The following is a 14,529-nucleotide window of genomic DNA, read 5'->3' as shown; positions in this document are numbered from 1 at the left end:
GCGAATTGTCTCTATAGGAGCCCCGCCGGTTGTCAGCAGACAATAGCTTCTTGACCAGAACATTTCCTTCCATAGCTTACACCTAACCTCGGGGAAGTATCTCTTTATGAGCCTTGAGCTGGCACTTTTATAAGCGTTGACAAATTTCGATATCTCTGTATTAGGATGGGCACGAAACATAATATGTACATGGTCCTGGTCGTGGTTCCATTCTTCCAAAGTGATATTATATGATGAACCTATGCGGACGAATATATCTTTTGCATATTGGCTCATTGGGTCAGAAAATACTTTGCGTCGGTACTTCACCACTAAAACAAGATGGTAATAGAGCAAGAACACTGAATGGTTATTACTGTCTAATTCCATAGTATAATCAGTCCTTTCTCTCTTACTACTGATTATACTGCAAAACAAATTATGAAGCAATTGTCTTTCTGAGGGCATCGAACCCTCAGAAAAACCTGCAATTCATCTCACCGCCTAAAGAGGCGGGAGACTTCTTGCAGAATTAGGTTAAAATAGATAGTTGTTAAGTCGGGCCGCCCGTTTCGGAGCGGCCCCTACGAACTAAGAATCTCAAAGGAGTGATCGATATGCAACATACTTATGGCTTAGACCGCATCGGAGTGATAAATCCAGAAGTAGTATACCGCAATATGTCGCCGGCCTGGCTGACGGAGCAGGCCCTGTTGAATCAGGAAGGCGTCCTCAGCGATACCGGGGCCCTTGTCGTGCGGACCGGCAAATATACCGGCCGGGCACCGGATGACAAATTCATCGTCGATACGCCGTCTATCCACGATTACATCGCCTGGAACAATATCAACCGGCCCATTTCCAAAGAAAAATTCAACGCCATCAAGAGCAAGATGCTGGCCTATTTCCAAAACCGGCCCCTGTACCTCTTCGACGGCTTTGCCGGTGCCGACGAGCTATGCCGCAAGAAATTCCGCGTCGTCAATGAACTGGCCAGCGAATGTCTCTTCATCCGCAACCTCCTCATCCGGCCGACAGCGGAAGAGCTGGCCCAGTACGGTGAACCAGACTTCACCATCCTCGTCGCCCCGGGTTTCCAGTGCAATCCCCAAGTCGACGGCACGCACTCGCAGGCAGCCATTCTCGTCGATTATGAATCCCGTATGGTCCTCATCGCCGGCACGCGCTATGCCGGAGAAATCAAGAAGAGTGTCTTCTCTGTCATGAATTACTTTCTGCCTAACGAAGGCGTTCTGCCCATGCACTGCTCGGCCAACATGGATCCGGTCACTAAGGAAACGGCTATCTTCTTCGGCCTGTCGGGCACAGGCAAGACGACCCTTTCGGCCGATCCGAACCGCAAGCTCATCGGCGACGACGAACACGGCTGGTCGTCACGGGGCATCTTCAACTTTGAAGGCGGCTGCTATGCCAAATGTATCAACCTCAATCCGGAAAAAGAACCGTACATCTATAACGCCATCAAGGCCGGCACCCTCGTCGAAAACGTCGTCCTCGATGAAGACACGCGCCATCCCAACTATTTCGACAGCAAGATAACCGAAAATACGCGGGCCGGCTACCCTATCGACTACATTCCCAACGCCGCCCAACCCGGCAAAGGCGGCATCCCGACGGTCATCATCTTCCTCACGGCCGACAGTTTCGGCGTCTTGCCGCCCATTTCACGGCTCAGCAAAGAAGCGGCCATGTATCACTTCGTCACGGGCTTTACGTCAAAAGTCGCCGGTACGGAACAAGGCATTACCGAACCGATTCCGACCTTCTCGACCCTCTTCGGCGAACCCTTCATGCCCTTGGCGCCGGACATTTACGCCGGTATGCTCGGCGAACGCATCGAAAAGTACAATACCAAGGTCTACCTGGTCAATACGGGCTGGACCGGCGGCCCCTATGGCATCGGCAGCCGCATGGACCTGAAATACACGCGGGCCATGATCACGGCCGCCCTGAACGGCTATCTCGACGACGTCCCCTACCGCCATGACCTGCGCTTCAACGTCGACATCCCCCAGACCTGTCCCGGCGTCCCCAACCAGATACTCAACCCGCGGGCGACGTGGGACAACAAGAAATCCTACGACATCATGGCCAAGAAAGTCGCCGCCATGTTCTATGAAAACTTCAAGACCAAGTACCCCGACATGCCCGAAGAAATCATTGAAGCGGGCCCGCGGGTGTAGTCGTTCGCAGGCCGCAGCGACATCCATGATGTCGCACCGTAGGGGCCGTCCTGTCAAGGCGGCCCGCCGTAAAATTTAAAAGCACTCACTAAAAACTATAAACTGCAAACTTAATACTCGAAAAATCGACGATGGTCAAAGCTATTAGCTGATAGTGACTGTTTCGACTTCTCCCAATGTGACGGGGCCGCCGATGAAGATCTGCTGCAAGTCGCCTTTTTCGCTGACTTTGGCAGCAATGGCCAGGGTCCCGCCAGGCTGTTTCATGTAGCAGGCCACGTTCTTATGGGTCGTGCAGGCCAGGGCCGCGGCGACGGCAGCCGAGCCACTGCCGCAGCTGTTTTCCCAATAGAGGGTATCCGTATCGCGGACGTAGACGGCGGGGATCATTTCCCCTTTCTTCGTATCGCAGAGGACCAGGCCGTAAGCCGGCAGGTCTTCGCCGTCGACATAGTCCTGGAGAATGGTCCAATATTTTTCTTTATCCAGGCCTTCCAAGGACGGGACGAAGTGGACGAAGTGCGTAATGCCCGGCAAATCGACGCGGAAAAAGCGGGCCGGGAAATCATCGACAGCGATGAGGATACCGCTTACGTCTTCGGGATAAGGCATTTCAATGAAAGCTTCATAAGTCCCCTCCCCTTTTCGGGCCACTTTGGCCGGCAGGACCGTATCGCAGCCTGAACAGGACACGTCGTACACGCCTTGTTCCCCGCCATCACAGGCCAGGGCCCAGGCCGCCGCCGACCGCGACGCATTGCCGCAGAACTCGCCGCCCATCATATCGACGCGCAGCGGCTTTCCCGCTTCACGGCTCACATAGCCGACCTGTTCCGCCTCGATGCCCGGCAGGGCCAATAACTGCGCCGCCAGGGAACTATGCTGCGCCTTCGCTACCGGCGTCAGCACCAAAATCGTCGTATTGCCGCTAGGGTCGGCCACTAAATAATCTATCGTCATGTCTATCGCTCCTTTAGTCTAGTGAAATATGCATTTATTATACCATGATTTGGCGAAGAACGCAGGCCGGCGGGACGGCGATAGCCGTCCCTATATTCCCAAAATATGGTATAATATAAATGAATAGGAGGCATGCTCCCATCGAATTTGTGATAAAGGGGTTGATCTTATGTCGAAAACGGCAGCAGATATTATGGAAAAAAATGTCATTACGGCGCAGAAAGATACGTCCATTTTTGATCTCGTCGATATGTTCGTAGAAAACAACGTCAACGCCATCCCTATCGTCCAGGACGACAAGGAAATCATCGGCATCGTCACCGACGCCGACCTCTTGTATAAGGAAGTCAAGCCCTGCGTCCCGCAGTACGTCAACCTCCTGGGCGCCAACATCTATTACGGCAACCTCAAGGAATACCAACAAGGCTTCAAGAAACTCTTCGCCTGCACAGCCGAACAGCTCATGACCAAAAAAGTCATCATGGCCGGCCCGGATGCCACCATAGAAGACCTGGCCAGCGTCATGGTCGCAGAACATCTGAAAGCCATCCCCATCGTCAAGGACAAAAAGCTCCTGGGCATAGTAGAACGAAAGAACATCCTCAAACAACTCTATAACGAATACGGAGATAATGGGCAGTGAAAAAAGGTCTTGTCGCACGTGCGACAAGACCTTTTTTGAGTTTGAAGTTTGAAGTTGAAAGTTTGATGTGGATGTTAGCCGCGGTCCCATGGACCGCTTCGTAGGGGCCGTCCCAGAGGGCGGCCCGCTTTGAGATGTTACCACCGTTCATTCAAGTAAGGCGATAGCTTTACATTGCTGGCTATCCACTACAAACCCATTATGGCAGCGGGCTCGCCACGTGCGAGCCCCTACATCGTTATTTATTCTGCAAACATTATTTATCCTCGTACACGCGGACGCGGAGGTGGAGGCCCAGTTTATCACAGATGGCGCGGCACTTCTTGATTTCTTCGCTGTCTTCGACGTGGTCGACGACGGTGAGGACGACGTTAGGAACGTACTGTTTGCAGTCGACGGCGAATTTGAGCATGGCGTCATAGGACTGGATACCGAATTTGCTGCGCGTCAGTTCCAGATAGCGTTCCTTATTGGAGGCATTCATGCTGATAGAAATGGTATCTAAGATGCCGCCGCCAAAATTCGGTGCCGTATCGCGGCCATAGGCCAAATCGGATAGGCCGTTGGTATTGACGCGGGTCTTCATGCCGGGATGCGTGTCTTTGACGTATTTCAAGAGGGCCGTCAAATCATCGAGGCGCTCTGTCGGTTCGCCGAAGCCGCAGAAGACGACTTCGTTGATGTGGTCCCAGGGAGCACCGTCGAGGGCTTTCTTCACTTCATCCACCGTCGGTTCCCGCTTCAGCCACAGTGTCTCATTTTCGGCCATCTTCTTCATGGACCGCAGACAGAACGTACAGGAACAGGTGCAGCGATTGGTCAGATTGACGTACATGCTCCACTGTCCTTCAGGCTTCATCTTCAAGCCATCTTCGAGATCTACATATTGTCCTTGTCCTACTACCGTATAAACAATCATGATACGCTATCCCCTTTTTTGTCAATTTGTGTATCTTTTGAATCTCATCGCAGCGTCGTCAAGTATTCTTCAAAGGCCAGGCCGGCGTTATGCGGCAAATCCAAGGTTTCTGTATAGGCCATGACGCGGCAGATGAAATCCGACGCTTTCTGTACGGCCTGTTCCAGGCTTTCGCCGCGGACGACGGACGCCGAGACGATGGCCGCAAAGACATCCCCTGTCCCGCTGCGGTCGCTGCCGATTTTTTTCGCTTTGACCCAGCTCGTCCGGCCGTGGTCGTAGATGAAATTGCCGATATACGGCCCGTCGTGGATGCCCGTCAGGATGACGCCCTGAGGCCCCTTTTCGGCCAGAGCCTGGGCCATGGCCAATAAATCGGCTTCACCAAGGTCGCGGTCCGACCGATAAGGCAGGCTCAAAAGTTCGCAGGCTTCGGTCACATTGGGCGTCACCACGTCGGCATAAGCCAACAGGCGCCGCATTTCGTCGCACATTTCCTGCGTATACGACGGGTACAGCTGGCCATCGTCGCCCATGACCGGGTCGATGAAGGCCAGGGTCTGCGGTCCTTTGAAGTCGTGCAGGAAATCGAGGACGATGTCGATCTGCCGGGCCGAGCCGAGGAAGCCCGTACTGATGCCGTCAAAGGTCAGGCCGTTCTTCTTCCAGCTCTCGATATACGGCGTCATGTGATCCGTATAGTCGTCGAGATAATAATCGTGGAAGCCCGTATGGACCGACAAGATGGCCGTCGGCAGGATACAGCCCTGGACCTTCAGGGCCGACACGATAGGCAGGGCCACGGCAATGCTGCAGCGGCCATAGCCGGTGACATCATTGACCAGAGCCAGTTTCTTTTGATGCATATACAATCATTCCTTATCTTTTCAGGCTATAACCATAACCACGGAATCTAGCCTTGACCAGACAAGCAGCCAGGGCATAGGCGGCAATCATATTGACGACGCCTTCCCCGATGAGTCCCGGTACCATCGGGATGCCGACGGCCCAGCTGCCGTAGAGGAGACTGCCCGATACAGTATAAGACAGGACCATCCAGGCAGCAGATAAGAAAAAGCCGAAGAAGACGCGCGGTGACGTCAGTTTCCATTCCCTTTTGTCCGGACGGACCGTATAAAAGACGGCTTCGACCATGACGTACTTGATGATCAGCGTCGGGATGATCCAAAGCGGAAAACCGCCGATGAAATCAGACAGGGCCGAGCCGACAGAAGCGGCCAGGGCTGCCTGGCGGCGCGTACTGAACAGGACAGACGCAAAGATAATGGCGTCCCCCAAATGGGCATAGCCCAGGGGAATCGGAATCTTCGGTACAAAGGTAAGGACAAAGACCAGGGCCGTCAAAACGGCAGCATAACAAAGACTCCCAGCCGAAACGGCTTGCTGTTTGTGTTCCATAGAATATGATGACATGTGAAATCCCCCTAACGATTACAGAGTTTCACACATTGGCCAATGTATGGTTATGATTAATCTGTACCCTATTTTAGGGTATATTCAGCCCATTGTAAATGGGACAGATTGAACTTTTTCTGTCTAACAGAAAAAGTTCAATCCGTAGGGGACGTCCCAAAGGGCGTCCCGCCTGAATCCAATAGAATAAATCCGTAGGGGCTTGCCACGTAGAGGCCCCTACAAAATCAAAACGGGACCGTGCATGATGACATATGTCTTCGTGCACGGTCCCGTTTTTATACGAACCGCTCAATCGCATCAGCTTGCGGGATTCCCACAACGGGCCGCCCTTTGGGACGGCCCCTACGGCGACATGATTCATGTCGCTGCGGCCTGCGAGCCCCTACATATCCAAATAGGTCCAGCCCTGGTCCTGGTGGATTTTCTTCTCTTTCATGAGGTGGCCCAAGGCGCGCTTGAAGGCGGCTTTGCTCAGGCCGAATTTGGCTTTGATGACGGCCGGCGCCGTCTTATCGCCATAAGGCATCTTGCCCTTGCGCTGCTTGAGGAAGTCCAGGATGCGTTCGGCATCGGGATTGATGGCATTTTCCTTGGTCTGGCGCAGGGAGATGTTGATGCGGCCGTCTTCGCGCAAGTAAGTGATGCGGCCTTTGATCATCTGGCCGATGAGGATCGGCCCGTTGAACTCACTGCGGTGCAGGAAGGCGATCCACCGTTCGCGGGTCATGAGGTAAGCCCCCTGGTCGGTCATATTGTAGACCGCCCCTTCGACCCAGTCGCCGATTTTAGCATCCGTCGCTGCTCGCGACGCCCGGCGCATTTCGTCTTCCACTTCCATGGAGACGGCCAGGCGATGGGATTTGTCTTCATAGAGCTTGACCCAGACGTATTCCCCTTCTTTCGGCCGGCCTTTCATTTCGGCGAAGGGCATGAAGATACCCCGTTCTGTACCGACGTCGACGAAGGCGCCGAAGCGCGTCGTATTGATGACTGGCGCATAGCCGATCTGGCCGACTTTGATTTTAGGCAGGCGCATAGAAGCCGTCAAGCGACCGGACGGGTCATGGTACAAGAAGACCGTCACTTTGTCGCCCACTTTGACGTCGCCAGTCTGCTGATTCTTATGGAGTAAAATATCGTCGTTCGTATTGCCCGTACCGCCGTTCAAAAAGACGCCCATATCGCTCTGGCGCAGGACTTCCAGCGTAGCAATACTATTTTCCTGAAGTGTCGTCATCTCATTCACCTTCGTAGGCAATGCGCGGTGCGTCGCACCACAAGTTTTCCAAATCGTAATACTGGCGGTCCTGTTCGACAAAGACGTGGGCAATGACTTCGCCGGCATCGATGAGGATCCACTTGCCTTCGCGGTAGCCTTCGACGTGACGGACATCATAGCCGTTCTTTTCCATCTGTTCTTCGATGTTGTCGGCAATACTCTGGGACTGCCGGTTATTGCGGGCACTGCAGATGACGAAGTAGTCCGCCATGAGGGACGAATCGCTCATATCGAGGGTGACGATGTCCCAGGCTTTCTTGTCGTCAGCGGCCTTGCAGGCAATTTCATAGCTCTTCAGTTCTTTCGGTTGTTCAGCTTTCGCTGCTTTCATGGTAATTGGCATGTATGTAGTAACTCCTTTATGACGTAATTATTATTGTTTCGTATCATCCGGTTCCGGTGCTGTCGAAATGGCATTGTTCGTGCGGCCGATGACCTTCTGGACTTCGACCGGGTCGTAGGTCCAGTAATATTTCGTATCGCCGTTCTTGCCGCTCATGGCCATTTCGCCGGGCAGGATATAGAAGTCGATGTTATCGGCCGTGACGCCGCGGAAATCAAAGGCCAGCTGGGCCATATCCTTGGCGGAAATATTGGAATCGACGTCGTGCCATGCCCGGTACAGGAAGAAGGCATTGGTCACGCCGAAGCAGTCCTGCCGGTCTTCATAGAAATTCTTGATGAACCGTTCCTGGCGCTGCGTCCGCGACAGATAGCCGTCGCCATCGACGTAGCGCATATAGCCGGCAGCTTCCTTCCCGGTCAGGGTCTGATAACCCTGGAAGAGGTTGATGTCGGTCTTCCCCGTTTCTTCATCGCCGTGGTACATGTTCTTTTCGACGTAAATCGGCACGCCGCCACTCATATCGACCATCTTCGAGAAGGAATCGGCCGTGAAGGTCGCATAATAGGGGATGGGGATGTGGAAAATATCTTCGACGACGGCCCGGACCAGGCTCATGCCGCCTTCGCTATAGACATCCTGCAATTCCTGGATGCCCTTTTCCTTGCGCCCTTCGATCTTCGTATCATCTGGCAGCATGATGATGTCGATGTGCTTCTTGGCCTTGTTGATGGCCGCGACACCGACGAAATTCGCCTGCTGCGGATGACCGCCATCGGTCCCGAGGAGGAGGACGTAAAGCGGCTTGTCCGGACTGGTCTGGGCAAAGACGGAGCTGTCGCTCTGGGTCTGGCTGGTATCGGGCGCGTCCTGCTGGATCGGCGCCTCTTTGATGGACTGGTAATGCAGGTACAAAGACCGTCCGGCCAGGAAGACGGCGACGGCGGCGACGACGGTCAAAATGCGGTATAAAATCTTCCTTCGTTTTTCCTGTGTCATCCTCAGGCCTTCCGATCTGCGGCACGGATGACGTCGATCTGTGCATTGCGATTGACGACGGTGCCGACGAAAATAGGCTTGCCCTGGTCGAGGAGATGGCGGATTGTCGAATCATAGCCTAAGAGGACGGCTTCATCGAGGTTGCGCCGGGCGGCTTTTCGCAAATCGTCGACGCCGTCGAAGTCGCGGTTCACTTCGATGTAATCGGCGAGGAAGATGATTTTTTCCAGCGTGCTCATCTGTTCCGCCCCGGTCGTATGATGAGCGATGGCCCCTAAGAGGGCCTGATCGGTGATGCCATAGCGTTCCCTGGCGATAGTCACGGCAGCGTAGCCGTGGAGCAGGCCGCCGTTAGCCAGGATGGGTGCCGGCAGGACGGGAAAGGATTTTTCCGCCAGGGCCTGCATGTCCGGCAGGGGCAGCTGTTTGGCAGCATCGTGCAAAAGGCCGGCCACTTCAGCCGTATCGGCATCGCAGCCGTAGCGGTCTGCCAATTCGCGGGCCGCTGCTGCTACACCCAGTACATGGGTATAGCGATGAGAAGACAGAGATTCCTTTAAATCCGCTTTGATTCTATCTTTGAATTCTTCGTTGTACATTGATATACTCCATTTTTTCTGATGTATTCGGCCACAGCCGGCGGTATCATATAGCGGACAGACAGGCCCAGGCGGATGCGGCGGCGCAGTTCCGTCGACGAAATTTCCATGGTCGGCACAGGCAGCTTGAGGATATGTTTCCCCAACTCCCCGAACGAGGCGATGATGGAGTCGATCTGTTCCGAGCCGTCCGGCCGGGTCGCTCCGACGAACTGGCACAACTTCAGGATTTCTTCCGGTTCTTTCCAGTTGTGCAGGTCGTGGATCGTATCTGTCCCGGATATAAAATACAAGATATACGACGGTCCGTAGAGCTTCTTCAGGAAGCGCAGCGTATCGACCGTATAGGAGTTGCCCTTGCGGCGCATCTCCATGTCACTGACTGTAAAACGAGGATTGTCAGCCGTAGCCAGGCGCGTCATGGTCAGGCGCTGCTCGGCCGTCGCCCCGTTGACGTTCTTGTTGGGCGTGATATATGACGGCACAAAGAGTACCTTGTCCAGGTGAAAGGTCTGGCGCGCTTCTTCGGCAATCATGAGATGGCCTAGATGGATGGGATTGAAGGTCCCCCCCATGATGCCGAGCCTAGTGATTTCCATGGTACCAATAAATTCCTCCCCAGGCGATAGCTACTGCTAACGCATAAAGCAATAAAAATTTGGCATAATGCCGGTATTCAAACTGAGTCTTCGGCGACGCCGCATACTGGCGCAGGGTCCGTCCATACCCGCGCAGCCGGGCCAGCCTCACCGGATCTGACCGTTGCCGTCGACGAGGTATTTATAGGACACGAGTGCTTCCAACCCCATAGGGCCGCGAACGTGCAGCTTCTGTGTACTGATGCCGATTTCGGCGCCAAAGCCGAATTCAAAGCCATCGGTGAAGCGCGTCGACGCATTGACATAGACGGCCGCCGAATCGACAGCCGCCTGGAAAGCGGCAGCTGTCGCCTTATTTTCCGTAATGATGGCTTCGGAATGATGGGTACTGAAGCGGCGGATGTGGTCCAGTGCTTCCTGGAGGGAGCCGACGACCTTGACCGACATGATGAGGGCATTGTATTCCGTCGCCCAGTCTTCCTCGCTGGCCGTCTTCATGGCACTCGACTGGCAGGCTTCGTCGTCACCGCGCAGTTCGACGCGGTCCGCTTCCATGACCGGTGCCAGCTTCTTGAGGAAGGCATCGGCCACATCGCGGTGGACCAGGAGCGTTTCCATGGCGTTGCACGTCGACGGCCGCGAAACTTTGGCGTTTTCGACGATGTGGACGGCCATGTCCAGGTCGGCGTCTTTATCGACGTAGACGTGGCAGACGCCGCTGCCCGTTTCGATGCAGGGTACTGTCGCCGTATCGACGACCATGCGGATCAGGCCGGCTCCGCCGCGGGGAATGGCCAGGTCGATGTACCGGCGCAAGGTCAGCAGTTCCTTGACCAAAGCCCGGTCCGTATTTTCGATGAGGTTCACGGCATCGGCCGGGAGACCGGCTTTGGCCAGGCCTTCGCGGATGACGTTAGCCAGGGCCGTATTGGACGCGATGGCTTCGCTGCCGCCGCGGAGGACGCAGGCGTTGCCGGCTTTGACGCAGAGGACGGCTGCGTCGACGGTGACGTTGGGCCGCGATTCATAAATGATGGCGATGACCCCTAAGGGCACGCTGACCTTGCGGATGTGCAGGCCGTTCGGGCGGTCCCATTCGTCGAGGACGACGCCGGCCAGGTCAGGCAGGTCGATGACCTGGCGGACGCCTTCGGCCATGGCGGCGATGCGGTCCTTGGTCAAAGTCAGGCGGTCGACCATGGCTTCGGCCATGCCCTTTTCCCGGGCCCGCTTCAAGTCGACGGCGTTGGCCGCCAGGATATCGTCTTCATGGGCGACCAGGCCGTCGGCAATGGCCGCCAGGGCCTGGTTCTTTGCTGCCGTCGATGTCGCAGCCAGGGCATACGAGGCTTCTTTGGCATCGCGGCCTTTACGGAATACTTCGGATATCATGGAAAATACCCCCTTCTAATACATGGCGACGAGATTGTCGCGATGAATGACTTCCTCATAAATGCCATTGTGGCCGAGGACCTTGGGAATGTCGGCGGACTGCAGGCCCTTGATGGCATTGATGTTGACACTGCTGTAGTTGCTGATGCCCTTGGCAATGGTCAGGCCGTCGTAGACGACGCTGACGATGTCCCCTTCGTCAAAGATACCTTCGACGGCGGTGATGCCGACGGGCAGGAGGCTGGAACCGCGGTCGATGATGGCGTTGCGGCAGCCTTCGTCGACGATGAGCCGGCCCTGGGCCTTGCTGCCCGATACGAGCCAGCGTTTCTTCGAATGTAGCGGCGTTTCCTTGGCTTTGAACAGCGTCCCCACTTCCTCACCGGCGCAGATGCGGCTGATGATGCCGTCTTCACTGCCCGAAGCGATGACCATGTCCACGTCGGCGGCGGTAGCAATGGAGGCCGCCTGGATTTTCGTGTACATGCCGCCGGTGCCCATGCTGGAGCCGGCGTCGCCGGCGATTTCATAGATGTGCTTGTCGATGTTGTCGACGACGGGGATGATCTTGGCATCGGCATGGGTCCGCGGGTTGTCCGTATAGAGACCGTCAATATCGGATAAGAGGATGAGCAGGTCCGCATCGACGAGGCCGCTGACCATGGCCGACAAGGTGTCGTTGTCGCCGATTTTATATTCGTCGACGGCGACGACGTCATTTTCATTGATGATGGGAATGACGCCCATGTCGAGCAGGGTCAGCAAGGCGTTGCGGGAGTTCATGAATTTGCTCCGGTCCTGGGAATCCATGCGGGTCAGGAGGACCTGGCCGACGACCTGGCCGTATTCGCGGAAAAACCGTTCATACGTATGCATGAGGACGCCCTGGCCGACGGCGGCGAGGGCCTGCTTTTCCCGGATCGACCGGGGCCGGTGGTCCATATGGAGGGGTGCCAGGCCGGCGTTGGTGGCGCCGGAGCTGACGAGGATCATCTGCTTGCCCTGGTTCTGGAGGTCCGCCAGTTCCCGGACCAGGTGTTCCATGCGCTGGTAGTTCAGTTTCCCCGTCGCATGGGAAATGGTGCTGGACCCGACCTTGACGACGATGCGTTTCTTCTGGCCGAAGTCCCTGCTTGTACTGTTCACAAAGCCTCACGTCCTAATCTTTAATAAATTCGAAATGAGATTTCTTGTCTTTCTTCTTGAATAAGACGCCGTAGTGGCCGATGACCTGGATGAGTTCGGCGCCGAGCATGTCGGCCAAATCTTCCATGGTTTCCTTCGTCGGCAGATTGGCATTGTTGAGGACGTGGGCCTTGATCAGTTCCCGCGCCGTAATGGCAGCCCGGGCGCTGTCGATGACAGCATCGCTGAGGCCGTCCTTGCCAATCTGGACGACAGACGGCATGAGGCTGGCCATGCCCTTGAGTTGCTTCTTATCTTTATTGTTCATGTGGATCTCCTTAGGTTCATTATTATGTAAAACAAGTAGGATTCAGGCGGGCCGCCCTTTGGGCGGCCCCTACGGGGTGCCGGGGGCGTTACCGCCGGACTCTGCGGGCTCGCCACATGCGAGCCCCTACGGAGGCCTGGTGCGTTACCGCCGGACTCAGGCGGGCTCGCCACGTGCGAGCCCCTACAATGGCTCCCCTACGGGGCGGGGTATGTTGCCGCAGGCTGTAGGGGCGTGCCGTGGCGCGCCCGCTCTACCCCTAGGGGGATTTTCCGTTTCCCGTCCATTGGGTTTGAAATGTGTGATTCAACCTCTCAGTCAGCTTCGCTGACAGCTCCCCTATCAGGGGAGCCAATGGCGGTCTGCGTTATTTGTGGTATTCAAATTCCATGGAATAGATGCGGACAGTGTTGCCGTCCTGGATGCCGTGTTCCTGGAGGAGCTTGTCCAGTTCCATGTAGCGCCAGATGCGCTGGAAACGGCGCAGGGACTGGTCATCGTCGAAGTTGGTCATGGCGACGAGGTTTTCGATGCGGGCGCCGGTGATGACGAAGGCGCCGTCGTCGTCGCGCTTGACTTCAAAGTCCGGTTTGTTCTGGGCCTTATAGACGACTTCTTCCGTCGTTTCATCCGGTTCTTCCACGTATTCTTCCAGCATCGTCCAGACCCGTTCCAGGAGCTTGTCCATGCCTTCGCCGGTCATGGCACAGATGGGATAGACTTCGACGCCGTGGGCGGCCATGTAGTCCATGAGCCGTTCCAGGTTGTCCGAATCGCCGAGGAGGTCGATTTTATTGGCCGCTACGATTTGCTGCTTGCGCGACAGTTTTTCACTGTATTTCGCCAGTTCCGCGTTGATTTTTTCATAGTCTTCGATGGGGTCGCGGCCTTCGATGCCCGATACGTCGATGACGTGGATGAGGATCTTCGTCCGTTCGATGTGGCGCAGGAAATCGTGGCCCAGGCCGACGCCTTCACTGGCGCCGTCGATGAGGCCGGGTATATCGGCCATGACGAAGCTGCGGTGATCCGGCAGGTTGACGACACCCAGAATAGGGTTGAGCGTCGTGAAATGGTACGCAGCCACTTCCGGCTGAGCTGCCGACACCTTGCGCAGGATGCTCGACTTGCCGACGCTGGGATAGCCCAGGAGACCGACGTCAGCCAGGACTTTCAATTCCAGGCGCAGCCACCGTTCTTCCCCCGGTTCCCCCCGTTCGGCAAAGGTCGGCGTCCGGTTGGCACTGGTGCGGAAATGCCAGTTGCCGCGGCCGCCGCGGCCGCCTTTGGCGACGATGGCCCGCTGGCCGTCACGGGATAAGTCGGCCATGACCTGACCCGTTTCTTCGTCCTTGACGATGGTCCCCAAGGGGACGGTGATGACTAAATCTTCGGCGTTGCGGCCGTACTTGTTGCTGCCTTCGCCCTTGCCGCCGGGTTTGGCCTTGAACAGGCGGCGGAAGCGGAAGTCGACGAGGGTATTGACGTTGCGGTCGGCGACGAGGACGACGTTGCCGCCCTGACCGCCGTCACCGCCATTCGGTCCGCCCTTGGGGACGAACTTTTCGTGACGGAAGCTGCTCATGCCGTCGCCGCCCTTGCCGGACTGTACAAAAATTCTTGCTCTGTCTATAAACATATTTCACCTCATAGGAATACATGCGGATACAGAAAGAGACACAGCATACATATACCATGTCTCCTGTCTATCTGTCCAAAAATA

At 55.7% G+C, this 14,529-nt stretch carries 16 protein-coding genes; 2 read left to right on the top strand and 14 right to left on the bottom strand.

Annotated features, from left to right (window positions below; genetic code table 11):
* Nucleotides 1-369 (bottom strand): IS200/IS605 family transposase (gene tnpA, locus NOS26_RS08770; RefSeq protein WP_255917578.1); only part of this gene is annotated, 369 nt, incomplete at its 3' end.
* 227 nt (nucleotides 370-596) lie between these two features.
* Between tnpA and pckA the strand changes: the two genes are divergently transcribed.
* The gene (pckA, locus tag NOS26_RS08765; protein WP_014016994.1) at nucleotides 597-2,183 is read left to right on the top strand and encodes a phosphoenolpyruvate carboxykinase (ATP); all 1,587 of its coding nucleotides are present in this window, start codon (nucleotides 597-599) and stop codon (nucleotides 2,181-2,183) included.
* 144 nt (nucleotides 2,184-2,327) lie between these two features.
* Here the strand turns inward: pckA and NOS26_RS08760 are convergent, their stop codons facing one another.
* On the bottom strand, nucleotides 2,328-3,143 hold the full coding sequence (locus NOS26_RS08760) for a hypothetical protein (RefSeq protein ID WP_014016995.1): 816 nt from the start codon (nucleotides 3,141-3,143) through the stop codon (nucleotides 2,328-2,330).
* Nucleotides 3,144-3,312: 169 nt separating this feature from the next.
* On the opposite strand from NOS26_RS08760, the gene NOS26_RS08755 reads away from it, so the two are divergent.
* A complete protein-coding gene (locus NOS26_RS08755; protein WP_036203949.1) occupies nucleotides 3,313-3,786 on the top strand; it encodes a CBS domain-containing protein in 474 nt (157 codons plus the stop codon).
* A 256-nt stretch (nucleotides 3,787-4,042) separates the two neighbouring features.
* On the opposite strand, the gene NOS26_RS08750 is transcribed toward NOS26_RS08755, so the two are convergent.
* From NOS26_RS08750 to obgE, 12 genes are all read right to left on the bottom strand, one after another.
* On the bottom strand, nucleotides 4,043-4,705 hold the full coding sequence (locus NOS26_RS08750; RefSeq protein WP_255917577.1) for a TatD family nuclease-associated radical SAM protein: 663 nt from the start codon (nucleotides 4,703-4,705) through the stop codon (nucleotides 4,043-4,045).
* Between the two features lie 44 nt (nucleotides 4,706-4,749).
* Nucleotides 4,750-5,571, bottom strand: a complete 822-nt coding sequence (locus NOS26_RS08745; RefSeq protein WP_014016998.1) for a pyridoxamine kinase — start codon at nucleotides 5,569-5,571, stop codon at nucleotides 4,750-4,752.
* 13 nt (nucleotides 5,572-5,584) lie between these two features.
* Nucleotides 5,585-6,139 carry an ECF transporter S component gene (locus NOS26_RS08740; protein ID WP_027895749.1) on the bottom strand — a complete coding sequence of 185 codons (555 nt, stop codon included), beginning with the start codon at nucleotides 6,137-6,139 and terminating at the stop codon, nucleotides 5,585-5,587.
* A 385-nt stretch (nucleotides 6,140-6,524) separates the two neighbouring features.
* Nucleotides 6,525-7,379, bottom strand: coding sequence for a S1 RNA-binding domain-containing protein (locus tag NOS26_RS08735; RefSeq protein WP_255917576.1), 855 nt, complete (start codon nucleotides 7,377-7,379; stop codon nucleotides 6,525-6,527).
* Between the two features lies 1 nt (nucleotide 7,380).
* Nucleotides 7,381-7,764 carry a ribosome silencing factor gene (gene rsfS, locus NOS26_RS08730; protein WP_014017001.1) on the bottom strand — a complete coding sequence of 128 codons (384 nt, stop codon included), beginning with the start codon at nucleotides 7,762-7,764 and terminating at the stop codon, nucleotides 7,381-7,383.
* Between the two features lie 30 nt (nucleotides 7,765-7,794).
* Nucleotides 7,795-8,763 (bottom strand): LCP family protein, encoded by a 969-nt coding sequence (locus NOS26_RS08725; RefSeq protein WP_255917575.1) that lies wholly within the window; start codon nucleotides 8,761-8,763, stop codon nucleotides 7,795-7,797.
* A gap of 2 nt (nucleotides 8,764-8,765) precedes the next feature.
* On the bottom strand, nucleotides 8,766-9,362 hold the full coding sequence (yqeK, locus tag NOS26_RS08720) for a bis(5'-nucleosyl)-tetraphosphatase (symmetrical) YqeK (RefSeq protein ID WP_027895746.1): 597 nt from the start codon (nucleotides 9,360-9,362) through the stop codon (nucleotides 8,766-8,768).
* Entirely contained in the window at nucleotides 9,320-9,961 is a 642-nt protein-coding gene (gene nadD / locus NOS26_RS08715) for a nicotinate-nucleotide adenylyltransferase (protein ID WP_014017004.1), read from the bottom strand. The genes yqeK and nadD overlap by 43 nt, the downstream gene beginning before the upstream one ends.
* 147 nt (nucleotides 9,962-10,108) lie before the next feature.
* Nucleotides 10,109-11,353: a glutamate-5-semialdehyde dehydrogenase gene (locus NOS26_RS08710; protein ID WP_305120449.1), complete on the bottom strand. Its 1,245-nt coding sequence runs from the start codon at nucleotides 11,351-11,353 to the stop codon at nucleotides 10,109-10,111.
* Between the two features lie 15 nt (nucleotides 11,354-11,368).
* Nucleotides 11,369-12,499 (bottom strand): glutamate 5-kinase, encoded by a 1,131-nt coding sequence (gene proB / locus NOS26_RS08705; protein ID WP_014017006.1) that lies wholly within the window; start codon nucleotides 12,497-12,499, stop codon nucleotides 11,369-11,371.
* Between the two features lie 13 nt (nucleotides 12,500-12,512).
* On the bottom strand, nucleotides 12,513-12,806 hold the full coding sequence (locus NOS26_RS08700; RefSeq protein WP_027895744.1) for a YhbY family RNA-binding protein: 294 nt from the start codon (nucleotides 12,804-12,806) through the stop codon (nucleotides 12,513-12,515).
* A 367-nt stretch (nucleotides 12,807-13,173) separates the two neighbouring features.
* Nucleotides 13,174-14,445 carry a GTPase ObgE gene (obgE, locus tag NOS26_RS08695; protein ID WP_014017008.1) on the bottom strand — a complete coding sequence of 424 codons (1,272 nt, stop codon included), beginning with the start codon at nucleotides 14,443-14,445 and terminating at the stop codon, nucleotides 13,174-13,176.
* Nucleotides 14,446-14,529: the final 84 nt, after the last annotated feature.

Origin of the sequence: Megasphaera sp. SC8-1 (assembly GCF_024436295.1) — a bacterium.
GTDB lineage: Bacteria > Bacillota > Negativicutes > Veillonellales > Megasphaeraceae > Megasphaera > Megasphaera elsdenii.
This window is presented reverse-complemented; position numbering and strand designations above follow the sequence as displayed.